The organism is Streptomyces lydicamycinicus (genome assembly GCF_000829715.2).
Lineage (GTDB): Bacteria > Actinomycetota > Actinomycetes > Streptomycetales > Streptomycetaceae > Streptomyces > Streptomyces lydicamycinicus.
The window spans coordinates 251,803-274,797 of the sequence record NZ_BBNO01000010.1 but is presented as its reverse complement, the minus strand read 5'-3'; the positions used below and the strand labels follow the sequence as shown (position 1 = coordinate 274,797).

The window sequence follows — 22,995 nt, the reverse complement described above, 5'->3', positions numbered from 1 at the left end:
GCAGAAATGTTGATATCCATGGGCCGGATGGGGCAGGTGGGACGGGTCGCCCCTATCGCGCGAAGTCCTCCGGTGACCTACGGGACGTGTCCGCCCCGGGGCGTCGGCGCAGGTTCAGTACGGTGGGCGCGGCACCCTCCCCAGGAGCAGGGGGTACCCCCAGAGGAGCGCGATGCCCAAGGCGCCGTTGACCCGAACCGTGACCGTCGCCACGTTGCTGCTGGCCGTCGCCGCGCTCCTGTGGGTGCTGCCGCGGACCGCCGGCCGCGGTCACGCCGCGGACTGCGCCGGACGCCGGATCGTCTCCTGGACCCCCGATTCCCGGCATACCGCGGAATTCGCCCGTTACGGCAATGACAACACCCGGGTCGACGACTGGACCGGCGGCGACGGCACCCACTCGGTGCGCCTCCCCGACGGCCGGACGCTCTGGCTCTTCTCCGACACCTTCCTCGACCGGATCCAGCAACCGCCCAACCCGCAGGGGGAGCACCGCCGTTGGCGCACCGCCGACACCGGCGGCACCCCGTTCCTGCGGCACAACTCCGCCGTGGTGATGTCCCGTTCGGGCCGGCTGGAGCGCACCCTGACCGGTGGCACCGCGGCCGCCCCCGGACCGTTCTTCCCCGACCCGCCCGGCGGTGGCTGGCGCTGGCCGGTCCGCGCGAGCGTGGAGCCCCGCGGGCCCGGATCGGACCGGAAAGTGGTCCGTGTCCTGCTGTGGAACCGCGCGCCCGGCACCGGCCCGTGGATCTTCGGAATGCCGCACAGCACCGAGGTCGCCACGCTCTCCCTCCCCGGCCTGCGCCTGGAAGGCATCACCCAGGCCGTCGGCCCGACCTCCGCGGACCCGGGCCGGCGTGTCCTCTACGGCGCGGCCGCGGTCCGCGACGGCGGCTGGACCTATGTCTTCGGCAGCGACGACCCACCGTCGGCACCCGCCTCCAGCGCCTATCTCGCACGGGTCCCGGCCGGGCGGCTAGGGGACCGCGGAAGCTGGCGGTTCTGGGACGGCGCCCACTGGCAGCGGCGGGCCGGGCGGGCCCGCCCGGTGCTGCGGGACGGGGGCCCGCGCGGCGTCGGCACCGCCTTCACCGTCGTCCGCGACGGACCCGCGTGGGTGCTGATCACCATGGACACCGGGGGCGGCGGCGCGGCCGGGATGCGGGCCCTCACCAGCTACTGGTCCTGCTCACCCCACGGCCCCTGGCACGGGCCGAACGGCCGGCTCACCCCGCCCCGCCCACCCGCCGCCGACCCCCAGCACCTCACGGTCTACAACCCGCAGGCGCATCCGGAATTCACCGCCGACGGCGCACTGCTGCTCAGCTACGACATCAACTGGCTCGGCCCGCCCGGCGTCCCGGCCGACTCCCGGCTCAACGGTGATGTGGACCTCTACCGGCCACGATTCCTGCGGGTGCGGCTGGGCCCGGTCGGGCCGTGAGCCGGGGCGCGGCGCCCGGTCTCTTCAACTCCCGTGCTGCTCCCGCCACTTACGGGCCGCCTCGTCGATGTCGAACGGTACGAGGTTCAGCGGCGGGCCTTCGAGCGGGGTGCGCAGCGCCGCGCGGATGCGCTCATTGACCGGTGTCAGGATGCGGCGCAGGGCCGCCTCGGTGGGAGCGGTGGCCGCGGCCTCCAGGGCGTCCTCCGCCTCCTTGCGCAGGGCGAGGCTCGGCGGAAGGTAGGAGAGGTGCTCCCGGCTCATCTTGTCCTTGATCCACCACATCTCGTCATACGGCTGATCGAGGTGGGGGAGGGGCTTGCCTGCGCCCGGGAGGCCGGCGAACTCGCCGCGCTCCGTCGCCTCGCGGATCTGCCGGTCGATCCAGCTCTCGAAGGTGACACCGGGGGGTTTGCGCTCGGTCATCGCGGGTGTCTCCCGAGGATTCAGGGGCCGGTCGGCCGATCTTCTCCGGACGGGGTGCGGGCAGGTGGGTGCCTGCTTTCACGGTAGCGCGGCACCGGGGGGCGAGGGGCGGTCCGTGGTGTTCAGCCGGCCGGGCTCGGTTCCGTGACGGACCCGCCGGTGCCGGGCTCACCCCGTGTCCGACCGCTCCGTCGCGGACGGCGGGGTGGGGGTCGGGCTCGGCTCGACGACGGGGAAGGCGTTGTTGCCGCCGCACACCATGGGGCCGACCCGGCCGGCCTTGCCCTCGATCGTCACGGTGACCTGCCCCGCCGGCTTGTTCCCCGGCACCCGGGCGTTGGCCGCGGTGCACACCAGCTGGTTCAGCGAGGCGGAGTCCAACAGCTCGACGCCCACCCGCACGGAGATCGCCACGGCGCCCTCGCGGGTCTTGGCGGACGGCAGGCCGAGGAACTTCGGCAGCACACTGGTCAGGCCGCGCATCCGCTCCGCGTGGTTCGGGCCCTTCATGAGCAGCTGGAGGGCCGTCTCCGGATCGACCGGGGCCTTCGCCGGCCGGGTCGCGGAGCGCAGCCCGGACGGCCCGTAGAAGAACAGCTGGACATCGGCCTCGGGCTGGCCCGGCGACTTCATGCCGCTGGCGGGTTCACCGGCGTCGATGACATCGGTGGGCGCGATACCGCAGCCGGTCAGCGCCCCGGACAGGGCGGCCGCCAGCGCCCCGGTGAGGGCACCGCCCAGGACGAGACGCCGGGCCCGCACCGTACGCAGGGCCTTCAGGGCGTTCAGGGCGCTCATACGAGGTTCTCTTTTCCGGCTTCGGGACGTGCGCCGTCCGGGTTGTCGTCCGCGGTCTCCCCGGCCGCCCAGGCGCCGTCCGGCGGGCCGTCCGCCTCCTCGGCCGCCGCCCCGGCGGTCTCGCCCTGGCGCAGCGGCAGATCCACCGTGAACACCGCACCGCCCTCGGGGGAGTTGGCCGCGCGCATGACGCCGCCGTGCAGCCGTACGTTCTCCATCGCGATGGCCAGGCCCAGGCCGCTGCCCTCCGAACGGGCGCGGGCGGAGTCCGCCTTGTAGAAGCGCTCGAAGACATGCGGCAGGACCTCGGGGTCGATACCGGGCCCGCTGTCGGAGATCTCGATCAGCAGCCGGTCCGCGCCCGGCTCCGGGGCGTGCAGCCGCACCCGGACCGGTTCGCCGCCGTGGTGCAGGGCATTGCCGACCAGGTTGGCGACCACCACATCGAGCCGCCGCGGATCGAGCCGGGCCCGTACGCCGGCCGGCAGCTCCGCCGTCACCCGCTTCTGCCAGGCCCTGGCCTGAAGGGTCTTACGGATGGTCTCGGCGACGTCCACCTCGTCGGGATGGAGCGCCGCGGCCCCCGCGTCGAACCGCGAGACCTCCATCAGATCCTCCACCATCCGCGCCAGCTTCCCGGTCTCCTGGCTGATCAGCCGGACCGCGGAGGCGGTGTCGGGGTCGAGGGAGTCGGCGTCCTCGTCGAGCACGTCGGTGACCGCGGTCATCGCCGCGAGCGGCGTGCGCAGCTCGTGCGAGACATCGGCCGCGAACCGCCGGGCGTTGGACTCCAGCCGGCGCAGCTCGGCCATGCTCTCCTCCAGCCGGGCCGCCATGTCGTTGAACGTCCGGGACAGGTCGGCGAGTTCATCGGCGCCCTTGACCTCCAGCCGGGTGTCCAGCTTGCCCTCGGCGATCCGCCCGGCGGCCTGCCGCAGCCCGCGTACGGGCCGGAGCACCCCGCGCGCGGCGAGCAGCGCCGGGATCACGGTCAGCACCAGCACCGGCAGCGCACCCCGCTGGGCGGCGCTCACCAGCGCCTCGACATTGTCCTCCTCGGCGTACAGCGGGAGCTGGGCATAGACGGACAGCGCGGAGGCCTTGCCGTCGGTCTGCCGCACCGGCATCCCGATCAGCAGCCACGGGTCCCCGCCGCGGTCCACCCGCTGGAAGACCGGCACATGTCGCTTCTCCACCGACTCCTTGAGGCCGGCCGGGATCACGACATCGCCGCGCAGACTCCCGTCACCGCTGTCCCGCACTCCGCGGTAATGCACCGAAATGTCCCAGTCCCGGGACTTTCCGGAACGCTCCAGCTGGACCCGGAAGGAGTCCAGGTCGGCCTGCGACGGCGGCACCGGGAGCTCGGGAGCCAGCGAATTGACCTGCGCCCGCAGATCGTTGACGGCGATGTCCTGGGAGCGCTGGAGGATCGCGTTACGCGCCTCCTGGTAGGTCAGCAGCGCGGTGGTCAGCGCACTGACGGCGGCCACCACCAGGAATCCCACCACGAGCCGGGCCCGCAGCCCACGCAGCAGCTGGGGGTTCCCGCGCCCGAGGCGGGGGAGGTCCGCCCAGCGGCGGGGGCGCTTCACAGGGGTCCGAAGCGGTAGCCGAAACCACGCACGGTCTGGACGTAACGGGGGCTGCGCGGGGTGTCCTCTATCTTCGTCCGCAGCCGCATGACGCAGGCGTCGACCAGCCGCGCATCGCCGTGGTAGCTGTGCTCCCACACCTGCTCCAGCAGCTGCTGGCGGCTGAAGACCTGCCCCGGGGTGGCGGACAGGAACAGCAGCAGCTTCATCTCCGAGGGGGCCAGCGCCAGATCCTGGCCGCCCTTGCCGACCACCAGGCCGGCGCGGTCTATGGCCAGTTCGCCGTAGGTCTCCACCGGGGCCGGGCCCGGCTCGGCGGCGGCCGGTGTGCCCTCGGCCGGCAGCGCGGTACGGCGCAGCACCGCGCGGATGCGGGCTTCGAGGACCTCACCGCGGGCCGGCTTGACGATGTAGTCGTCGGCCCCGGCCTCCAGTCCGAGCACCACATCGAGGTCGTCGCCACGGGCGGTGAGCATGATGATCGGCAGCTGTCGCTCGGCGCGGATCAGCCGGCAGACCTCGAAGCCGTCCTTGCCGGGGAGCATCAGATCCAGCAGCACGATGTCCGGGCGGAAGCCCGGCAGGACGTCCAGGCCCTCCTCGCCGCTGGCCGCGGCGGCCACTTCATGGCCGCGCCGCCGGAGCGCGAGGGTCACCCCGTCCCGTACGGCGGCGTCGTCCTCGATCAGAAGTACACGTGGCATGGGACCAGTATCAATAAGTTTCATGATGGATCCGTAACAGGAGCAGCCTTCTCGATCTCTGCCGCATCTTCCGTGGTGCAGGGCGGTGCGGGTGCAGCACCCACCGCCGTCGGACCGCACAGGCGCAGGTAAGAGGGACGGGATCGGGATGGCACGGGGCTTCGGTAAAGAGAGCGGCATCATCGGGGTGGCCGCGGCGGCTGTCGTGGCACTCGCGGCCGCGGGGACGCTCGTCTTCTCCGGAGCCGGTACGGACTCCAGCGCGGCGGACGCCGCCAAACAACCCAAGAAGGCGTCCCGTGGCGCCCCGGTCGACCCCTCGATCGTGCACGCCTCGGACCGTCCCGGCCGCAGCCTGAACATCACCATCGACGACGGCCCGGACCCGACCTGGACCCCGAAGGTGCTGGAGGTCCTCAAGCGGCAGAACGTCAAAGCGGTCTTCTGCATGATCGGCCCGCAGGCCAAGGCGCATCCGGACCTGGTCAAGCAGGTGGTGGCCGCGGGCCACAAGCTCTGCGACCACACCCTCGACCACGACACCGGGATGAATCACAAGTCCGAGAGCTTCCAGTCGCGGCAGATACTCGACGCCCAGCAGATGATCGAGAACGCGGCGGGCGGCGCACAGGTCGAGTACTACCGCGCCCCCGGCGGCGCCTTCACGCCCTACAGCCGCAAGCTCGCCGCGGACCACGGCATGCGACCGCTCGGCTGGAACGTCGACAGCAAGGACTTCGAGGGCGGCACCGTCGACATGATCGACGCCACGGTGCGCGCCGAACTCTCCAACGGCCCGACGGTGCTGTTCCACGACGGCGGCGGCGACCGCTCCCGGACCGTCGCCTCGCTGGAGCGGCTGCTGCCGTGGATGAAGCAGCAGGGCTACGGGTTCGGGTTCCCGAAGCGCTGACGCCAGTCGTGTGGATCAGGGCGGCCTTCGGGCCGCCCTGATTGCCGTCTGGGGGCGACGGTGCCGCCGCCCCTTTTGCGCTCCGCCGCCACGACGCCGGCCTATGCCGCGCCGAACAACTCCGCGAGGCCGCGCTCCAGACCGAGGTAGGCCGGCTCGGCGCCGGCGGGCACGGCCGCGTAGGAGCGGGCGAGGAACTGCCGTACGTCCGTGGTCCTCAACTGGACCATGGCGATGCCTTCGTCCGCGTGGAACTCCATCACCGTGCGGTCCGGACCGGACGGCCGCACCCGCACATCGCCCCGCCCGGCCGGCACCCGCAGCCCCTCGTCGAGCAGTTCGCGGGCGAACGCCCAGTCCACCGCCGAGCCGTCCAGCGAGATCTCCGGCGGGAAGGACATCCGTACGGCCAGCGGGTCGGCGGGCTGATAGTGCAGCACCGCGGGTACCGGGTGCGGGCCGGGGGTGGTGGCGATGAGGCGGACCTGGACGGCTTGGTCGATGACGGGGTCCATCGCGCTGCTCCCTCACGGCTGTCGGATCCTGGGCAAAGGCTCGTCCAGTAGGACGGTGTGCCCGGCCTCGTCGTGCACGCGACACGGGTGTGAGGTATCTCATGTTGCGGTGCCGGCGGTTTCGTGCCGCGTCGGGGCGTGTGTGCAGGTCACGCCGCCTTCGGATGGCAGAGGGGCATCTGCCCGTGCTGCGGCCCGGAGTTGCGGGCGGCGCCCGCCCCGCCCCGGCCCGGTCCGGCATGAGCGGCGGCCCGCCCTCGGTGGGCGAGCCGCCGTCATAGGCGTCAGCTGCCGTGTGGGGCCCGCCGCCCTGTGCCGGCTGTCGCGGGCGGGGGCAGTCGCCCCACGGCCCGACTGCCCCGGAAACACCGCCCGTTCTTGTGGTGCCCGCCCTGCCGCTACCGCGTTCGCTGTCCCGGCACGGGGGCCGGCCCGGGGTGCACCAGGAACTCGTCCAGGATTCCCGGGGCCGCCGTCGTGGCGAAGCCGGGGGCGTCGGTGGCCGGGAGGTCCGGGATGCGGTAGCCGTCCTCGCCCGCCGCGACCGCCGCGGTGAGCGTGACGAGCCCGGCCCGGCGGGTGAACGGCGAGGTCGAGAACGTCCAGGCGGCGATGGCGTCGCGCTGGAGGGCGACGGTGTCGCGGCTGAAGGTGCCCGAGCGGGCGACCAGATACGGGCCGTCCAGACCGTGCCCCAGATTGCGGTACGCGTCCCGGGCCAGCCACAGCGACAGCGTCGTGGTGACCAGCGCGTAGATCCAGGCGCAGTGCAGCAGGACGGGAGTGAACGCCGCGCCGAGACCGGCGAGCACGGCGGTGCCCGGCAGGACCACGAACAGCAGACCGCGCACCCGCCGCCGGCGCAGCGCGACCCGGGGGTGCGGTGTCAGCGCCGCGGGCGCCGCGCTTCCCGGGAAGGGCGAGCGCAGGGTGCCACCCGCCACCCGCAGTGCCTCCGCGCGGGGCGCCGGCGGCAGCAGCCCGCTGCGCTTGCGGTTCTCCTCGCGGTTGCCCAGACCGCCCGCCACCGCGCGCACCAGCGCGCCGCCGCCGGCCCGCAGCAGCAGCGGTTCGCGCAGCACCACGCCGCGCAGCCGGGCCCGTTCGATGGTGACCGCACGGGTGGTGAGCAGCCCACGGCGCACCCGGAGCGTGCGCGAGTCGGTCCACTCCAGGCAGTAGCTCCACCAGTTCTCGACGTACAGGACGACCGCGCCGACCGAACCGAGGGCGAGGATGACGAGCAGCGCCGCCGGGATCGTCAGCCAGAGCGCACTGGCACCGAATTCGGTGAACGCCCGCTGGACGAAACCGAGTTTCCAGGCCTCGATGCCGATCCCGTCCAGGGCGCGGTAGGCGCCCCCGGCCACCACGAAGACCCCGCCGATGACCCAGAAGGTGAGCGGGGCATAGCGCAGCCAGCGCCAGTTGATACGGGCCACCACCGGGTCGTTCGCGACGGCCTCGGCATCGGCGTAGGCGAGCAGCTCCGTGCGCAGCCGCTCCGCTTCGGGGACCGCGAGCGCCTCCAGGGACAGCTCGCTGCTGCCGTCCCCCGACCCGGCCGTACCGGCCCGCAGCACGGTGACGCCCAGCACCCGGTGCACCGGTGTCGCGGTCAGGTCGACGGTGCGTATCCGGTGCAGTGGCACACTGCGCAGCCGCCGGGTCAGCAGCCCGCTCCGCACATCGAAGGTGGGGGAGGCGCCGCCCGGTCCGCTGCCGGGCCGGGGCATGGTGATACGGAAGTCCGTACGCGCCCACCGGATCAGGCCGAGCGTGGTGAGGACGGCGAACGAGGCGGTGAGGGCGGCGAGCGTGATCCAGGCTTCGATGCTGATCCGGCCCCCGGTGGCCAGCGCCGTCAGTGCCAGCGAACCGAACGGCGCCGCCATCCAGCCGCAGTGCACCAGAAGGGTGCGCGGGTCCAGCCGCCGCCACGGCGTCTCCTCGAAGGCGGCGTCGGGCGGGACGGCGGGCCCGGTCCCGGCGGACGCCCCGGAGTCCGTGCCGGGCGCGCCGGGTTCCCGTGGCGTGCTCATGCGGCATCACCCGGGACGTCCTGCGCGGCCTCGCTGATCCGCTGGGAGAGCTCCTCGGCGTCCGCGTCGGACAGTCCGGCGATTTTGATGTCGCCCGCGGTCGAGGCGGTGGTGACGGTCACCGTCGCCAGCCCGTACCGCCGCTGGAGCGGCCCGCGCACGGTGTCCACCGTCTGCACCCGGCTCAGCGGCGCGATCCGCCGCTTCTGCCAGAACCAGCCGCCCGCCGCATAGACCGCCCGGCCGCCCAGCTCCCAGGCGTGCACCGCATACCGCCACCGCGGCATCACCAGGAGATAGCCGAGGGCCGGCAGCACCAGCACGACCAGCAGCAACGGGCCGAGCCAGGGCAGCGCGCCCGGGAAGAAGAGCAGGGAAAGGACCGCCATGGTGAGCGCGGTGAGCAGCATCGGGCCGCTGAGCGTCAGCAGTGCCTGGAGCGTCCACCAGCGGCGGGCCCGGGGATCGACGCGGTGGCGGGGTGGTCGAAGCAGCGGGGCGGCGTGCTCGGGCATCAGGGTCACCGGTTTCCAAGTCAAGCGTATTGAGTAGCGGTACGTTATAACGGTACAAGCGACTTGTAAAAGCGGGCCCGGTACCCGGAAGCGACCCCGCGCGCGAGGAACCGCGCACCGTACGAGGGAGGTCATCCGTGCCCAAGAAGGTGGACCACGAAGCCAGACGCCAGGAGATCTCCGAGGCGCTGTGCCGGATCGCCGGCACCCGTGGCCTGGACGGGGCGAGTCTGCGCGATGTCGCGGCGGAGGCCGGTATCTCGCTGGGCCGGCTACAGCACTACTTCCGCACCAGGGACGAGATGCTGCTCTTCGCCCTCCGGTACATCAACCGGCTTGCCGGGGACCGGATCAGGGAGCGCATCGAGGCGCTGGCCGAGGAGCCGACGCCCCGTGAGGTGCTGCGGGCCTGTCTGTCGGGCATGCTGCCGCTGGACGACAGGAGCCGCATCGGGCTGCTGGTCGGCGCCGCGTACTACGCCCGCGCCGTCCATGACGAGGCCCTGCGCGCCGAGGCCGAGGACGGTATCCCCCGGCTCCGCGCTTTCTTCGCCGACCAGCTGCGGCTGGCCGCTGACCGCGGTGAACTGCCGCCGGAGCGCGCCAATGAGGACGAGGCGATGCTGCTGATCAGCGCGGCCGACGGGCTCGCCACCTACGTCCTGCTGGAGGTGCACACTCCCGAGACCGCGCTACGGCTGCTGGACCTGCATCTGGCGAACCTCTTCGGAACGGAGCGGACGCCGGAAACCGGGGCGGGGCGGGGAGTGAAGGCCGGGGGGAGTGCGCGGTGAGGGCAGGGGGCGGCGCAGTGGGTGCCGGAACTCCGTCGGGCTCCGGCGCCGACAGGTTGGGGGTTTACGCCTCGCGCAACAGGGCGGCGAGATCGGCCTCCACGTCCAGGTGCCGCGCCTCGTCGCCCTGCGCGACGAGCTCGTACGACCGCGTCAGAAACGCTCTCAGCTCCTGCGACTCGAACTGCACCACGGCCATCCCGCCGGCGGCGTGGAACTCCATCACCACGGCGTCGGCGTCGTACGGCCAGATCTGTACGTCGCCCGCCCCGGCGGGTCCGCACAGGCCCTCCTCCAGCAGTTCGCGCCCGAACGTCCAGGTCACCTCCGCCCCGTCCAGCGAAGCGGCCGGCGGAAAGACCAACCGCACCGCGAAGGGGTCGGCGCGGTCGTAACGCAGGCTCGCCGGGATCACCTGCGACCGGGGAGCGGTCGCGATGAGACGGGCCTGAACGGCTTGGTCGATGACGCTGGACATCGCCGGCTCCCTTGTGTTCGGTGCGGTTCATTTGAGTCTTCGACCACTAAGACGCACGGGCCGTCGCGCCAGGTGCATTGGATTCCTACGTGACCTGCGTCACGGGCCTTTGAATGTACGCATTTGCCCTCTTTGTTGGCCGCCCGATGTCCGCGAGTGGCCTCCCGGGGCTCAACTTGACGATCCGTCAGGTGTGCGGGTGTGCCCCGGCGCGACCCCGTGGCCACCGAGGGCTCCCCGGCGGGTGCGGGCAGTGACGGGGGAGGTCGCCGGCGGTGCCGGGCGGCGGTCTGGACGGGGCGGTCGGGCTGGGCTAGCTTCCAGCCCAAAACCAGAGCGGGGTGGGGCGAAATGCAGCGCACGGGACGTTTGTTGTGTCTGGGCTCAGATCAGGGAAAGCGGCGGGAGGCGCGCCCACGCGGTGCCGGACTCCGCGCGGCCCTCACGGCCGGTGCGGCGGCCCTCGCCACCCTCGCGGCCGGCCCGATAGCCATGGCCCGGCCGGCGAACGCCCCCATGGACGCGACCTCTTCCCCCGCCTCCTACGCGGCGGCGCACACTCCGGCCCGGCTGACGGCGGCCTCGCTCACCGGCCCGCACGCCGGCTGGCGGCTCAAGGAGGGCGGCAGCACCGCCCGCTTCCGCGGCCTGGCCGCCGTCAGCCGTACGACCGCCTGGGCCGCCGGCACGGGCGGTACCGTGCTGCGCACCCGGGACGGCGGCAAGCACTGGCGCAATATCTCCCCACCCGGTGTCGGAGCACTGGAGTTCCGCGACATCGAGGCGTTCGATGCGCGCCGCGCGGTCGTCCTCGCGATCGGCGAGGGCGCGGCCTCGCGCGTCTTCCGTACCGATGACGCCGGCGCCACCTGGACCGAAAGCTTCCGCAACCCCGACCCCCGGGCCTTCTACGACTGCCTGACCTTCTTCGACCGGCGGCACGGCATCGCGCTCAGCGACCCCGTGGACGGCAGGTACCGCATCCTGTCCACCGGGGACGGCGGCCGCAGTTGGCGGGTACTGCCGTCGGACGGCATGCCGCCGGCCCAGCAGGGCGAGGCCGCGTTCGCCGCCAGTGGCCAGTGCCTGGTCTCCTCCGGCAGCCGTGACGCCTGGATCGCGACCGGTGGCGCGGCTACCGCCCGCGTCCTGCACACCGCGGACCGCGGCCGTACCTGGACGGTCACCGACACCCCGCTGCCCGCGGGCGACCCGGCGCGCGGCATCTTCGCCCTCGCCGTCCGCGACCGCGGCCACGCCCTCGCGGTCGGCGGCGACTACCGCCCCGACCAGCCTTCACCGCACGCCGCCGCGGTCAGCGACGACGCCGGCGCCACCTGGACACCGGCCGCCGCACCCCCGAAGGCGTACCGCTCCGGCGCCGCCTGGCTCCCGCACTCCCGCCACCTCGCCCTGGCGGTCGGCCCGACCGGCAGCGATCTGACCCTCGACGGCGGCCACACCTGGCACACCTTCGACACCGGCTCGTACGACACCGTCGACTGCGCCCTGGACCTGGGCTGCTGGGCCGCGGGCGAAAAGGGGAGGATCGCCCGACTGGAATGGTGAGGGTGGGGTGACAGGCCCGCTCGGCCAGGGCGTGCTGCCCTTGGCGCGCCGGTCGCTCCGGCGTTCGCCGTCCCGGCCGCGCGCACTCCCGCCCATCGGCCGGGGCTGCCCTCCCACCCGAGCGGCAGCCCCTCGCCCGCCACCCGTCGGCGTCAGTCCAGCAGGCTGCCGAGCCGTCCCTCCAGGACCACCAGCAACTCTCCCAGCGCCGTGGAGAGTTCCTCCTGCCGCTCGTTGCCGATGCCGTCGAGCAGTGATGCCTCGTACCGCAGCTGTTCGGGCAGCAGTCGGTCGATGGTGTCGCGTCCCTCGTCGGAGAGCGAGAGATGGCTGACGCGGCGGTCCCGGTCGTCGGGGCGGCGGACGATCAGCCCCCGCTCCTCCAACTGCCGTACCCGTTTGGTGACCGCGGCACCCGAGGCGAAGGTCTCGCGGGCCACCCGGCCGGGGGTCAGCTCGCGGTCCATCCGGCGCAACGTGCCGAGGATGTCGAACTCGGGCCGGGTGAGCCCGGCCCTCCGCAGCGGCGCGTCGGCCGCCTGCTGAAGCAGCGCGGAACAGCGGTTGAGCCGTCCGATCACCGCCATCGGGCCGGTGTCCAGCCCCGGGTGCACCTGCTGCCACTGGCGCAGCACCCCCGCGACGATGTCCTCGGTCACCCGCACTCTCCTCTCGGCTGTGCCGTAAGCACCCAATTGTGCCTGCCGTACGGTGCCGGCCGGCCGCACGGGTCAGGCGGCAAGTGTCGGCGCCGTGAGCCGCCGGACGAGACCGGCCAGCGCCCGGTGACCTCGCTGTTCGGCCTGGGCGATCCGCTCCTCCGGAACGGCCCGCTGCCACCACTCACCGGCCGCGACCTCCGCCGCCTCCCGGAGCTCGACCAGACATCCCGCCAGCCGGTCGCGGGCCCAGCCGATTTCCCGGGCTTTGTCCGCGCCGGTCGCGGGCCCCTCCGCGAGCAGCCGGGACGCGACGGCCTCCGCGGCCGCGACCCGCCCCAGCGCAACCTCGATACGGCCCGCTGCCCGCCGATTGGTGATCAGGACGCAGCAGGCCAGGCCCACCGCCGCTCCCACCACGGTGTCGAGCCAGCGGTCGGCGATCAGCGTCGTCGCCGGCACCTGACTGCCGAACTCGGTCAGCAGCAGCGCCATCGGGGTCACGCACACCGAACCGAGCCAGTAGTTGCGGGTGATCGTGGCCTCCGCGCCGAGCTGACAGGCCAGCGCGAGCGCGATCATTGCGAGCGGTCCGAGGTGCAGCAGCGGCAGCAGCGCGGTGTAGAGGAGCAGCCCGAGCAGATTGCCGAGGGTGCGCTGAAGTGCGCGCTGCCAGGAGAGCGTGGTGTTGGCCTGGTAGATGGAGGCCGCCGTGACCACGGCCCAATACGGGTGCCCGACCCCGACGGCCATCGACGCCCAGCCCGCCAGTACACACCCCACGGCGACCCGCGCGCCGATGGGCAGCAGCGGTGACCCGGGCGCCAACCGGGCGAGCACCGCCCGCACCCCGCGCGGATGACCGGGCCCGGGCCGCCGCGGCCCCCACGCCTCCGCGGCGACACCCGCCAACTCCTCCGCCTGTGCCGCGGAGAGCGCCACCGTGGGCAACGGCCGCCCGCTGCGCAGTTCATGCGCCCAGCTACCGAGCCGGTCGGCCTCGGCCCCCGCTTCGTATGGCGCGGCCTCGGCGGCCACCCCGCCGGCGTGCCCCGTACCCCCCAACGCCGACTCGGCGCGCACCAGCAGCCGTTCGAGCCCGGCCCGCGCCGCGGCCGTGTCCGGGGTACGCACCGGGACCAGGAACAGCGTGTGCCAGGCGGCGTTCACCGCGGCCGCGGCGGCGTGACGGGCGTGCGCCACCCCGGTCGGTTCCCCGCCGCCGGTGCCCGCCTCCGTACGCAGCAGCCCCGCCGCGGCCTCCAGTGCGCGGGCGACCACGATCCGCTCGGGCCCCTGCGGCCGTATCAGCGCCGGGGCCATACAGACCAGCCAGGCGAGTACGCCGGTGCCGAGTGCGAGCACCAGGTGCAGGGGTACCTGCCCGAGCTGCTGCGGCACGAAGAACGCCGAGGCGGTGATGAAGGTCAGGATGACATTGCCCGGCGGGCCGATCCGCGTCGCGTCACAGACCACCTTGTGGACCGCGGAGACCAGCGAGGCGCAGACGACCAGCAGTGCGGTCGAGGTGATCAGCGATGCGGCGGTCAGTGCGACGCCGAGGCTCGCGACCATGCCGAGCACCACCCACGGCAGTGTGCGGGCGCGCGCGGCATACGGCAGACCGTGCGCGTACAGGGCGCACATCGCCCCCGCCGAGGTGTACAGGATCAGATCCAGCCGCCCCAGCGCATACAGCGTGAGGTCGGGGATCGCCAGCGCCACCACCGCGCTGAGCGCCGGCTTGTGCCAGATGTCGACGGGCCCTCGCAGCCGCACCGTGCTCCTGACCGGCAGCGGACGGGCCCGCACCAGGCTCCCCGGAGCATCGTGCGCACTCTTGCCGGACGGCTTGGCGTGCTTCCCCATAGGGGGAATCTTAGCAGGTGTTTTACTCGTGAAATATATGCCCAGGTCGGGGCGAGGGGACGGGAGCTGGGGCGGGCGGCCCGCGGGCGGCGGGTACCCGCCAGGAGGCGCGGGCATCCGACGAGCGGCAGACGGGCGGTAGGCGCGTACGCCGGGAGCCCCGAGCAGCCGGCGGGAGAAATGCGATCGACGAGCGGGCGACAAGCGGGGTGGTGCGGAGGGTGACAATGGCCGGGTGCCAGCCGCCAAGAAGAAGTCGACGACCGCGAACGCCTCGCCCGAGCGTCGCCGCGAACTGCTCACCATCGCGGCGGAGGTCTTCGCCGCACACGGCTACAACGCCACCACCGTCCGACGCATCGCGGACGAAGCCGGCATGCTCGCGGGCAGCCTCTACTACCACTTCGACTCGAAGGAATCGATGCTGGACGAGATTCTGTCCAGCTTCCTGACCGAGCTGTGGGACGGCTACGACGCCGTACTCGCCGCCGGGCTCGGCCCCAGGGAGACCATCGAAGCCCTGGTCACCGAGTCCTTCCGGGAGATCGACCGGCATCGCGCGGCCGTCGCCATCTACCAGAAGGAGTCCAAGCACCTCGCCGTCCAGCCCCGCTTCGGCTACCTCGCCGACTCCCAGCAGAAATTCAAGAAGGCCTGGCTGGGCACCCTGGAGCGCGGTGTGGCCGCCGGGGCGTTCCGCGCGGACCTTGACATCCGGCTCACCTACCGCTTCGTCCGCGACACCGTCTGGGTGGCGGCGAGCTGGTACCGGCCGGGCGGGCAGCACAGCCCCGAGGAGATCGCCCGCCAGTACCTCTCGATGGTGCTGGACGGCATCGCCGTACGCGCCTGACGCGCTCCACCGGCACGGCGAGGTCCCGGCGCGGGGTGAGCCCTTGGCCGCGAGCATCGGCCCGGTGGCCTGCGCGGTTCCGGCTGCCGCCGCGCCCCGCTCCTCGGCTGCGCCCGGCCCTTCGGCTGCGCCCCGGCCGCTCGGTCGTGGCCGCTCAGTCGTGGCCGCTCAGCAGGGGGTGTTCTTCACGAACAGGGCTCGCGGCGTCCCGGTCGTGCCGTAGTGGATGTCCTTGGTAGTGCCCTTGGGGAGCCTGCCATGGGGGTCGCGGTGATGCGGGACGACGATGGTGAAGCACGAGGTCCGCTGCGTGCACAGGTTCGACAGGCGGACATAGCGCTGGTGGCCCTTGTTGAAGTACTTCCGCACCTTGACGCACTGCGGCGCCCGGCCCGCGGCGGACGCTTCCGAGGCGGTGGCCAGGGTCAGCGAGGCGCTGCACACCACGGTTGCCACTGCTATGGCGATGATCTTCCGCACGTGATCTCCCCCGTTGAAAGCCTCGGAACCCCTCGCGAACTCCTACCGTGTTCGCACGTTCATTCCCCATTGTCCATACCCGCCCAATGGAAATCAGCCCCGGGGGCCACACAGGGACACAAGCGCTACATAGCAGCAACCCTTTCGGAACAGGGCCGGGCCGGCTGGGCTACAACTCGTCGATGCGCAGATAGTGCAGCGCGCGGCGGGTCAGCTCCGCCACATCCTCCGGTTCGTCCTGCCAGGCCCAGTGCTCCATGGCGACGCTGATGCCGTCGAGCAAGGCGCAGGCCAGGAGCCGTACCTCCATGCTGTCCTCCGGTGCGCCCTTGCGCGCCGCGAGTACCGGTACCAGCTGGTCCTGCATCTCCCGCCCCGCCGCGAGCCACCGCATCCGAATGGCCGGGACGGTGCCCATGACCCGCACCAGCCGGCGGGCCTGCTCGCGGTCCGCGAGCTGCCGGGTCGCGGCCGACGAGGTGAACGACGCCTGCACGGCGCTGCTCAGTGGTTCATCGACGGGGCGCCTCGCCAGCTCCTCGACGAGCACGCCGACGCTGGACGTCATGACGGGGGTCAGCGCGTCCTCCTTCGCCGCGCAGTAGCGGTAGAAGGTGCGCAGCGAGATACCGGCTCCCGCCGCGATGTCCTCGACCGTCGTCGCCTCGTACCCCTGGTCCGAGAACAGCGCCGCCGCGGTCTCGGCGATCTCCAGCCGGGTCTCCTGCCGCCGCCGCTCGGTCAACGATGGTCTGCCTCGCGCTGCCGTCATCCGCCTCTCCTGATCGTCTGGCCGTCATGTCTATCAGGGCCGATTTTCTGTCACAGACCAGCTTTCTGGCATGCCATGCCAAAAAACCGGTATGTTGGCACCGCCCGGCCCACCGGCTCACTGGCCCTTGGCCGGTGCTCGACCGATATCCGCTTTCGCCCCGCCCCGCTTCGCCCACGCCGACCCCGAACGCCGCACACCCACAGCCCTCACCGCCCCGATGGACGGGCGGACGGTCCACGCCCCCGACGAGAACGGCCCGCCGCGCGGACAGGCAGGAGCTCATGAACCGGCCCACCGCGCGAACCGGCACAACGATCCGCCCAGCGAATGCCCTGCGTTCGGCACCGACCACATGTCCGCACCGACCGCGCGTCCGCACCGACCATGCTTCAGGCCGGCCATGCGTCCACACGCCGACCACGCGTCCATACCGGCCATGCGTCCGCGACGACCACGCGTCCGCGACGACCACGCGTTCGCGCCCACCATGCGTTCTGCATCGTCGATGCATTCCGCGCCAACCATGACGTCCGCCGAGTTCGCCCAACCACCCGACCCGCAACGACGGTTCGACTCGGCTCGACCTGCACCTCGGGTCGGAACCGGAGCCAGATCCCGAAGCCGAACCAAATCCAGAGCCAAAGCCCGAACCAAAGCCCGAGCCAAAGCCCGAACCAAGTCCAGAGCCGAACCCAGAGCCAAACCAGAACGTGTCAGCGAAGGAGCCGACCATGCCCACGCCGGTGCCCATGCCCCGTTCCCGTACCTACCTCGTCACCGGATCCGCCTCCGGCATAGGCAAGGCCACCGTGGCCCACCTCCGTGAACAGGGCCACACCGTGATCGGCGCCGACCTCAAGGACGCCGACATCTCCGCGGACCTCGCCACCCCCGACGGCCGTATTCAACTGGTGGACCGTGCCCACGAGTTGACCGACGGCCGACTCGACGCCGTGATCGCCTGCGCCGGCCTCGCCCACTTCGTCCCGCGCACCATCCAGGTCAACTACTTCGGCGTCGTCGCCACCCTCGAAGGGCTGCGCCCGCTGCTCGCCGCCGGTACCGACCCGCGCGCCGTACTCCTCTCGTCCGTCGCCTCGATCCACCCGGCCGACCAGACCATCGTTGACGCGGCGCTGGCAGGCGACGAGGCAGCAGCCGTGGCCGCCGCCCAGGCCGCCGTCGACCGGGGCGAGGGATACGCGATCTACGGCGCTTCCAAGCAGGCGATCGCCCGCTGGCTCCGTCGTACGGCCATCTCCGACGACTGGGCCGCCGCCGGCATCCCCCTCAACGCCGTCGCCCCCGGCACGACCGTGACCCCCATGACCGAGCCCATGCTCGCCGACGCCGAAACACGTGCGGCCATCGACGCCGGCATCCCTATGCCCCTGCACGGCCACGCCCGCCCCGAACAGGTCGCCCCACTGCTCACCTGGCTGACCTCCCCCGAGAACACGCACGTCACCGGCCAGGTCGTCTTCCTCGACGGCGGCGCCGACGCCGTCCTCAGGGGAGACAACATCTGGTAACCACCCACCAGGAGCCCTGGCTACGCCCCCGGGTTACGCGGCGCACCAGGGCAAGTCCGGTCACGCGGCGGACGGAGGAAGTCCCGTCACGGGGTGCACCCGTGGGAGCCCCGTCACGCCGCGCACCGGGACAGCCCTGCCGCACCGTGCACCGGGAAGGCCCCGTCAAAGCCGCACGAAGAAGTCCTGCCCACACAGCAGACCGGTCCTCTCACACGGCGGACCGTAGAGGGCCCTGTCGCAAAGAGCACCCTGACCCCCCGGAGGCCAAGGACGCCCCGGGCAACGCCGTGCCCTACCCCGCGGCCCGGGGCCCGGCCGGTGTGTCACTCACCGGCGGACGGGCGGGCCGTCACCACCTTCAAGCCCCGGTCCGCGAATTCGCGGCGGGTTACCTCCTTCGCTCCGTTGTCTGTGATGAACGTGTCAAAGACATCCGCGTCGCCGACCCGGGCGAAGCAGCGCTCGCCGATCTTCGATGAGTCCGCGACGACCACGGCACGCCGGGCACGCTCGGCCATGAGGCGGTTGACCCGGGCCTCCGCCTCGTCGTGCACCGTCGCCCCCATCATCGGGTCCATGCCATTGGCCCCGATGAACGCGATGTCGATGGAGATCTGCTGAAGCACCAACTCGCTGAACGGACCCACCAGTTCGAACGACCGCGAGTGCGCGACCCCGCCGGTGAGAACGATCTTGATCTGTGGCCGGACGGCCAGCTCATTGGCGATGTTGAGGGAGTTGGTGACAATCGTCAGGTGCGGTTGCGGTCCGGCCTCCGCGAAGTCCGGACGGGTGGCGAGTACCCGGGCGATCGCCGTGGTCGTCGTGCCACCGCTCAGCCCGACCACGTCACCCCGCTCGACCAGCTTCGCCGCGGCTTTCGCCACCGCCTCCTTCTCCTCCGACCGGTGAGCGTGCTTGTAGCGGATCGGCAGGTCGTACGCCACCGAACTGAGCACCGCCCCGCCCCGGGTCCGGGTCAGCAGTTGCTGTTCGGCGAGGGCGTCCATGTCGCGCCGCATCGTGGCGGCCGAAACCTCCAGCGCGGTCGCCGCCTCCTCGACATCCACCCGGCCTCGGTCTCCGAGCAGCTCAAGCAGTGCGTTCATCCGTTCATGGCGCTTCATGGCGCGAGCCTAATTCGTTTCGGCACACCCTGGTGACGCGCGGTGGAGCTCCCGCCGAACTCCGCAGAGGCCCCGCCGAACCCCGCCGGACACCGCCGATGCCGGGGTGGTGGGCCGGGCGGGACACCATGCCGGGGTCCGCCGCGGGAGTTCTGTCGCCATGGCCCCGTTATGGGCTTGTCACGGGATGTGACCAGGGCGATCATCGGGTCCACGCGCTCATCCCCGGGCAGGTGCCTGGGTCGCGTACTGGCCCGGGACCGTCGCCGGAGTGCCCAGCACATCCAGCAGCCTCGCCGCTTCCTCTGTCACCGCCTCCCGGGCCGGCTTGACGTACTTGCGGGAGTCGACGAGCGAGGGATCGGCGCCCAGCGTCCGTCGTATCGAGTGGGTGAACACCGAGACGAGATGGGTGGAGATATTGATCTTCGTCATTCCGGCGGCGATGGCACGGCGCAGCTCATCGTCCGGCACACCCGAGGAGCCGTGCAGAACCAGCGGCACCGGCAGAGTGGTGTGCAGCGCTGTGATGAGGTCCTTGTCCAGTACGGCCGTGCGCTCATGCATCGCATGTGAGGATCCGACGGCCACGGCGAGGGCATCCACGCCTGTCGCGCGCACGAAGGCCAAGGCCTCGTCGGGGTCCGTGCGCACCCCGGGCGCATGGACCCCGTCCTTGCCGCCGACCTCGCCGAGTTCGGCCTCGACGTAGGCGTCGCGTTCATGGCACCAGGCGGCGAGGTCGGCGGTGGTGGCGACGTTCTCCTCGTACGGAAGAGCGGAGGCGTCCACCATGACGGACCCCACCCCGGCGGTGATGCCCTGACGGACGAGGTCCGCATCGGTGATGTGGTCGAGGTGGACCGCGATCCGGGCCGTGGAGCCCTCGGCGAGGGCGAGCGTGGCACGGGTGATGGGCAGCAGGCTGCCGTGGTAGCGGATGCAGTTCTCGCTGATCTGAAGGATCAGTGGGATACCGGTGCGCTCGGCGGCGGTGACGAGCGCCTCGGCGGTCTCCAGATGGATGACATTGAAGGCCGCGGCACCGGCCCGCGCCTCACGCGCGGCGTCGACGATCGATGAGGTCGGAACGAGTGGCATGGGATGCCGACTCCCTTCTCCCTTGCGGGCAGGGCTGGTTGAGAGGGTGAGGTGGGCGGCTATGAGGCAGCCGGCGTATCGAGCATCACCGAACGGGTCAGGCTGCGCGGGTTGTCGGGGTCCAGACCGCGGGCGCGGGCTCGCTCCAGCGCCACCCGCTGGACCAGCACCAGATCCGCCAGCGGATCGCGCGCATGGTGTACGAAGCGCGCACCCGTCCGCGCCACATCGGCCTCCAGCCCCTCCGGTGCCTGCCCGAACAGCCAGGTCACCCGGCCGGGTGCGGCTATCGCGATCGGACCGTGGCGGTACTCCATCGCGGGGTACGACTCCGTCCAACTCTGCGATGCCTCCCGCATCTTGAGCGCCGCCTCATTGGCCAGACCGAACGTCCAACCGGAGCCGAGGAAGGAGAACTGCTCGGCGTCCACCCACTCCTTGTCCAACGGCGCGGCAAGCGCCTCTTCCGCATCGGTCACCGCACGGGAGATGTCCTCGCCGAGGTGCGCGCGCAGCAGTGCCAGCGCCGTCGTCGCGAAACGCGTCTGCACCACCGACTTCTCGTCGGCGAACGGCAGCGCGACCGTCGCGTCGGAGAGCGCCACCGCCGGCGTCTCAGGATCACCGATGATCGTCACCGTCGGGATGCGCCCCTTGACGGCGTCGAGCACTCGCAGCACCTCGGTGGTGGTGCCGGAGCGGGTGATCGCCACCACCGCGTCATAGCCGCGGTCGCTGCCGAGGAAAGCCTCGGAGGCGGCGAACGGATCCGTCACGCCCTGCCCGGCCGCCTCGCGGAGCGCCGCATACGACTGGGCCATGAACCACGAGGTGCCGCAGCCGACGACGGCCACCCGCCGGCCGGCTTTCGGCAGGGGCTCCGCCGCTACTCCGATCCGTGCGGCCTGCCGCCAGGTCTCCGGCTGGCTGCCCAGCTCCTGCTCCATGTACGAGGTCTCGCTCATGGCCCACCCTCCCGTGATGTGGCAATGGACTGAAAAACTCTGCGTGAAGTTCTGCGTGAAACTGCACCATTTGGCTTCGTTGCAATCGACTGTACGCAGAAATCCGTCCGCGATCCATCCCTCGTACGAGTGGCTGCGCCAGAGGGGAGCGCGGGAGTGAGGCCCTGAATGGGCCGCTTGGGCAAGGCGGAGGCGGGGTCGGTGTGGGGCGGGCGCACGGCAGGGAGGGGTGAAAGGAAGTGTTGACAGCTGCGTGAAAGGCGCCGAATACTCGCATGATCAGTCATGCGCGCTTCGGCATGCAGCAAGGCCCGCTCCGCCGCACAGAGGACTTCCCATGTCCATTGCCACGCTCTCGGCGACGCCCCCGCCGCCGTCCTCCAAGACCACACACCGCACCGGCAGACTGTTCGCGCTCACCGGCGCGGTCGTCGGCGTCATCTATGGCTACGACACCGGCAGCATCTCCGGCGCCCTGGTGTTTCTGAGCAAGGACTTCCATCTCACCGAGACCGAAAAGGGCCTGGTCAACAGCATCTTGGTGTTCGGCTCCATCGTCGGCGCGCTGATCGGCGGCAAGCTCGCCGACGCTCTGGGCCGTAAGGCCGCGATGCTGATCGTGGCCGGCTCCTACGCCGTCTTCGTCGCTTTCTCCGCGGTCGCACCCAATGTGGTCGTGCTGGACATCGTCCGCTTCCTGCTCGGCGTCGCCATCGGAATCTCGATCGTCGCCGCCCCGCTCTATGTCGCCGAATCGACCCCCGCACGCATCCGCGGAGCCTCCGTCGCCGCCTACCAAGTGGCCACGGTCGCGGGCATCGTGCTCACGTACTTCGTCAACTGGGGCCTGTCCGGCGGCGGGCACTGGCGCTGGATGCTCGGCCTCTCCGCCCTCCCCGCCGCGCTTGTCCTGATTCCGCTGTTCCGGTTGCCGGACACCCCGCGCTGGTACGTCCTCAAGGGGCGGACGGAACGAGCCGTCGAGGTCATGGCCATGACCGACCCCGATGTCGATCCGTATGCGGAGGTCGCGGCCGTGGAAGCCGCGCTCGCTGAGGAGAGCGGTGGGTCGGCGCGCTCGCTGCTGCGCAAGCCCTACGCCCGCGCCGCGGTCTTCGTCGTCGGCCTCGGCTTCTTCTGCCAGATCACCGGCATCAACGCCGTGACGTACTACAGCCCGCAGATCTTCGAGGAGATGGGGTTCACCGGCAACGGCCAGAACTTCCTGCTGCCGTCATTCGTCCAACTCGCCTCGCTGGCCGCGACGGTGCTCGCCATCCTCATCATCGACCGGCTCGGCCGCCGGATGGTGCTGCTCTCCGGCATCGGCACGATGGCCGTCATGCTCGCCGTCCTGACGGTCGTCTTCGGTACGGGCGAGCTCCAGGGGGCGACGACCTGGGTGGGGTTCGCCGCCATCCTGCTGTTCACCGCGGCCTTCAACTTCGGCTTCGGCTCGCTGATCTGGGTCTATGCGAGCGAGGCATTCCCCGCCCAGCTGCGCTCGACCGGAGCCTCGGTGATGCTCACCGCGGACCTGGTCGCCAATCTTCTGATCGCCCAGTTCTTCCCCTCGCTGATGGCCTGGGCGGGCGCGGCCCGGACCTTCGCGGGCCTCGGCGTCCTTGCCCTTGCCGCCCTGGTCTTCGCCTCCGTCACCGCACCCGAGACCAAGGGGCGTCAGTTGGAGGAGATCCAGGACTACTGGCGTAACGGGGGGCGGTGGCCCGACCCGGCTGCGTCCACCACCGCAAGCCCCCGCTCGCTCGGTGATTCGGCGGTGCCTCCGACCACGACTTCCTAGTTACGGGCTGTCGGGAGCGGTATGGCGCGAC

The 22,995-nt window shown here is 71.7% G+C and carries 22 protein-coding genes; 7 read left to right on the top strand and 15 right to left on the bottom strand.

Features of this window, described 5'->3' with window-relative positions:
* Window positions 1–172 precede the first annotated feature (172 nt).
* Window positions 173–1,447, top strand: a complete 1,275-nt coding sequence (locus TU31_RS32010; protein ID WP_042161110.1) for a DUF5005 domain-containing protein — start codon at window positions 173–175, stop codon at window positions 1,445–1,447.
* Window positions 1,448–1,471: 24 nt separating this feature from the next.
* Here TU31_RS32010 and TU31_RS32005 read toward each other — a convergent pair whose 3' ends face one another.
* The 4 genes from TU31_RS32005 to TU31_RS31990 all read right to left on the bottom strand — a co-directional run bounded on the left by TU31_RS32005 (window position 1,472) and on the right by TU31_RS31990 (window position 4,970).
* Entirely contained in the window at window positions 1,472–1,873 is a 402-nt protein-coding gene (locus TU31_RS32005; RefSeq protein WP_042161108.1) for a DnaJ family domain-containing protein, read from the bottom strand.
* A gap of 168 nt (window positions 1,874–2,041) precedes the next feature.
* Window positions 2,042–2,671, bottom strand: a complete 630-nt coding sequence (locus TU31_RS32000; RefSeq protein ID WP_052719128.1) for a GerMN domain-containing protein — start codon at window positions 2,669–2,671, stop codon at window positions 2,042–2,044.
* Window positions 2,668–4,266: an ATP-binding protein gene (locus TU31_RS31995; RefSeq protein WP_042161106.1), complete on the bottom strand. Its 1,599-nt coding sequence runs from the start codon at window positions 4,264–4,266 to the stop codon at window positions 2,668–2,670. Before TU31_RS31995 ends, TU31_RS32000 begins: the two co-directional genes overlap by 4 nt.
* Window positions 4,263–4,970 carry a response regulator gene (locus tag TU31_RS31990; RefSeq protein ID WP_042161105.1) on the bottom strand — a complete coding sequence of 236 codons (708 nt, stop codon included), beginning with the start codon at window positions 4,968–4,970 and terminating at the stop codon, window positions 4,263–4,265. The genes TU31_RS31995 and TU31_RS31990 overlap by 4 nt, the downstream gene beginning before the upstream one ends.
* A gap of 148 nt (window positions 4,971–5,118) precedes the next feature.
* Between TU31_RS31990 and TU31_RS31985 the strand changes: the two genes are divergently transcribed.
* Window positions 5,119–5,883 (top strand): polysaccharide deacetylase family protein, encoded by a 765-nt coding sequence (locus TU31_RS31985; protein WP_042161103.1) that lies wholly within the window; start codon window positions 5,119–5,121, stop codon window positions 5,881–5,883.
* A gap of 101 nt (window positions 5,884–5,984) precedes the next feature.
* Here the strand turns inward: TU31_RS31985 and ssgD (TU31_RS31980) are convergent, their stop codons facing one another.
* From ssgD (TU31_RS31980) to TU31_RS31970, 3 genes are all read right to left on the bottom strand, one after another.
* The gene (gene ssgD, locus TU31_RS31980; RefSeq protein WP_042161101.1) at window positions 5,985–6,398 is read right to left on the bottom strand and encodes a spore wall synthesis regulator SsgD; all 414 of its coding nucleotides are present in this window, start codon (window positions 6,396–6,398) and stop codon (window positions 5,985–5,987) included.
* 398 nt (window positions 6,399–6,796) lie between these two features.
* On the bottom strand, window positions 6,797–8,440 hold the full coding sequence (locus TU31_RS31975; protein WP_042161099.1) for a PH domain-containing protein: 1,644 nt from the start codon (window positions 8,438–8,440) through the stop codon (window positions 6,797–6,799).
* Entirely contained in the window at window positions 8,437–8,955 is a 519-nt protein-coding gene (locus TU31_RS31970; RefSeq protein ID WP_042161449.1) for a PH domain-containing protein, read from the bottom strand. Before TU31_RS31970 ends, TU31_RS31975 begins: the two co-directional genes overlap by 4 nt.
* Before the next feature lie 137 nt (window positions 8,956–9,092).
* Here TU31_RS31970 and TU31_RS31965 point away from each other — a divergent pair, with 137 nt between their 5' ends.
* Complete coding sequence (locus tag TU31_RS31965) at window positions 9,093–9,749, top strand: TetR/AcrR family transcriptional regulator (protein ID WP_042161097.1); 657 nt, start codon at window positions 9,093–9,095, stop codon at window positions 9,747–9,749.
* A 64-nt stretch (window positions 9,750–9,813) separates the two neighbouring features.
* Here TU31_RS31965 and ssgD (TU31_RS31960) read toward each other — a convergent pair whose 3' ends face one another.
* Window positions 9,814–10,227, bottom strand: a complete 414-nt coding sequence (gene ssgD / locus TU31_RS31960; protein ID WP_042161095.1) for a spore wall synthesis regulator SsgD — start codon at window positions 10,225–10,227, stop codon at window positions 9,814–9,816.
* Window positions 10,228–10,719: 492 nt separating this feature from the next.
* On the opposite strand from ssgD (TU31_RS31960), the gene TU31_RS31955 reads away from it, so the two are divergent.
* Entirely contained in the window at window positions 10,720–11,796 is a 1,077-nt protein-coding gene (locus TU31_RS31955; RefSeq protein WP_107070797.1) for a WD40/YVTN/BNR-like repeat-containing protein, read from the top strand.
* Between the two features lie 152 nt (window positions 11,797–11,948).
* Here TU31_RS31955 and TU31_RS31950 read toward each other — a convergent pair whose 3' ends face one another.
* Both TU31_RS31950 and TU31_RS31945 read right to left on the bottom strand, forming a co-directional pair.
* Entirely contained in the window at window positions 11,949–12,455 is a 507-nt protein-coding gene (locus tag TU31_RS31950; RefSeq protein ID WP_042161094.1) for a MarR family winged helix-turn-helix transcriptional regulator, read from the bottom strand.
* Between the two features lie 72 nt (window positions 12,456–12,527).
* Complete coding sequence (locus TU31_RS31945; RefSeq protein ID WP_042161092.1) at window positions 12,528–14,324, bottom strand: FUSC family protein; 1,797 nt, start codon at window positions 14,322–14,324, stop codon at window positions 12,528–12,530.
* A 235-nt stretch (window positions 14,325–14,559) separates the two neighbouring features.
* Here TU31_RS31945 and TU31_RS31940 point away from each other — a divergent pair, with 235 nt between their 5' ends.
* Complete coding sequence (locus TU31_RS31940) at window positions 14,560–15,177, top strand: TetR/AcrR family transcriptional regulator (RefSeq protein WP_042161088.1); 618 nt, start codon at window positions 14,560–14,562, stop codon at window positions 15,175–15,177.
* Between the two features lie 168 nt (window positions 15,178–15,345).
* Here TU31_RS31940 and TU31_RS31935 read toward each other — a convergent pair whose 3' ends face one another.
* The gene (locus TU31_RS31935; RefSeq protein ID WP_042161087.1) at window positions 15,346–15,657 is read right to left on the bottom strand and encodes a hypothetical protein; all 312 of its coding nucleotides are present in this window, start codon (window positions 15,655–15,657) and stop codon (window positions 15,346–15,348) included.
* Window positions 15,658–15,826: 169 nt separating this feature from the next.
* Entirely contained in the window at window positions 15,827–16,402 is a 576-nt protein-coding gene (locus tag TU31_RS31930) for a TetR/AcrR family transcriptional regulator (protein WP_052719127.1), read from the bottom strand.
* 761 nt (window positions 16,403–17,163) lie between these two features.
* Between TU31_RS31930 and TU31_RS31925 the strand changes: the two genes are divergently transcribed.
* Window positions 17,164–17,964 carry an SDR family oxidoreductase gene (locus TU31_RS31925; protein WP_245698930.1) on the top strand — a complete coding sequence of 267 codons (801 nt, stop codon included), beginning with the start codon at window positions 17,164–17,166 and terminating at the stop codon, window positions 17,962–17,964.
* Window positions 17,965–18,290: 326 nt separating this feature from the next.
* Here the strand turns inward: TU31_RS31925 and TU31_RS31920 are convergent, their stop codons facing one another.
* The 3 genes from TU31_RS31920 to TU31_RS31910 all read right to left on the bottom strand — a co-directional run bounded on the left by TU31_RS31920 (window position 18,291) and on the right by TU31_RS31910 (window position 21,160).
* The gene (locus TU31_RS31920) at window positions 18,291–19,094 is read right to left on the bottom strand and encodes a DeoR/GlpR family DNA-binding transcription regulator (RefSeq protein ID WP_042161083.1); all 804 of its coding nucleotides are present in this window, start codon (window positions 19,092–19,094) and stop codon (window positions 18,291–18,293) included.
* Between the two features lie 219 nt (window positions 19,095–19,313).
* Entirely contained in the window at window positions 19,314–20,195 is an 882-nt protein-coding gene (locus TU31_RS31915) for a class II fructose-bisphosphate aldolase (protein WP_042161081.1), read from the bottom strand.
* 59 nt (window positions 20,196–20,254) lie between these two features.
* The gene (locus TU31_RS31910; RefSeq protein ID WP_042161080.1) at window positions 20,255–21,160 is read right to left on the bottom strand and encodes an SIS domain-containing protein; all 906 of its coding nucleotides are present in this window, start codon (window positions 21,158–21,160) and stop codon (window positions 20,255–20,257) included.
* A gap of 337 nt (window positions 21,161–21,497) precedes the next feature.
* Between TU31_RS31910 and TU31_RS31905 the strand changes: the two genes are divergently transcribed.
* A complete protein-coding gene (locus tag TU31_RS31905) occupies window positions 21,498–22,964 on the top strand; it encodes a sugar porter family MFS transporter (RefSeq protein WP_042161078.1) in 1,467 nt (488 codons plus the stop codon).
* The last annotated feature ends 31 nt before the right edge of the window (window positions 22,965–22,995 follow it).

Excerpts from the sequence above, each read along its gene's own strand:
- TU31_RS32010 (WP_042161110.1), top strand. The coding sequence starts at position 173 with ATGCCCAAGGCGCCGTTGACCCGAACCGTGACCGTCGCCACGTTGCTG.
- TU31_RS32005 (WP_042161108.1), bottom strand. The coding sequence starts at position 1,873 with ATGACCGAGCGCAAACCCCCCGGTGTCACCTTCGAGAGCTGGATCGAC.
- TU31_RS32000 (WP_052719128.1), bottom strand. The coding sequence starts at position 2,671 with ATGAGCGCCCTGAACGCCCTGAAGGCCCTGCGTACGGTGCGGGCCCGG.
- TU31_RS31990 (WP_042161105.1), bottom strand. The coding sequence starts at position 4,970 with ATGCCACGTGTACTTCTGATCGAGGACGACGCCGCCGTACGGGACGGG.
- TU31_RS31985 (WP_042161103.1), top strand. The coding sequence starts at position 5,119 with ATGGCACGGGGCTTCGGTAAAGAGAGCGGCATCATCGGGGTGGCCGCG.
- ssgD (WP_042161101.1), bottom strand. The coding sequence starts at position 6,398 with ATGGACCCCGTCATCGACCAAGCCGTCCAGGTCCGCCTCATCGCCACC.
- TU31_RS31975 (WP_042161099.1), bottom strand. The coding sequence starts at position 8,440 with ATGAGCACGCCACGGGAACCCGGCGCGCCCGGCACGGACTCCGGGGCG.
- TU31_RS31970 (WP_042161449.1), bottom strand. The coding sequence starts at position 8,955 with ATGCCCGAGCACGCCGCCCCGCTGCTTCGACCACCCCGCCACCGCGTC.
- ssgD (WP_042161095.1), bottom strand. The coding sequence starts at position 10,227 with ATGTCCAGCGTCATCGACCAAGCCGTTCAGGCCCGTCTCATCGCGACC.
- TU31_RS31955 (WP_107070797.1), top strand. The coding sequence starts at position 10,720 with ATGGCCCGGCCGGCGAACGCCCCCATGGACGCGACCTCTTCCCCCGCC.
- TU31_RS31945 (WP_042161092.1), bottom strand. The coding sequence starts at position 14,324 with ATGGGGAAGCACGCCAAGCCGTCCGGCAAGAGTGCGCACGATGCTCCG.
- TU31_RS31925 (WP_245698930.1), top strand. The coding sequence starts at position 17,164 with ATGCCCACGCCGGTGCCCATGCCCCGTTCCCGTACCTACCTCGTCACC.
- TU31_RS31920 (WP_042161083.1), bottom strand. The coding sequence starts at position 19,094 with ATGAAGCGCCATGAACGGATGAACGCACTGCTTGAGCTGCTCGGAGAC.
- TU31_RS31915 (WP_042161081.1), bottom strand. The coding sequence starts at position 20,195 with ATGCCACTCGTTCCGACCTCATCGATCGTCGACGCCGCGCGTGAGGCG.
- TU31_RS31910 (WP_042161080.1), bottom strand. The coding sequence starts at position 21,160 with ATGAGCGAGACCTCGTACATGGAGCAGGAGCTGGGCAGCCAGCCGGAG.
- TU31_RS31905 (WP_042161078.1), top strand. The coding sequence starts at position 21,498 with ATGTCCATTGCCACGCTCTCGGCGACGCCCCCGCCGCCGTCCTCCAAG.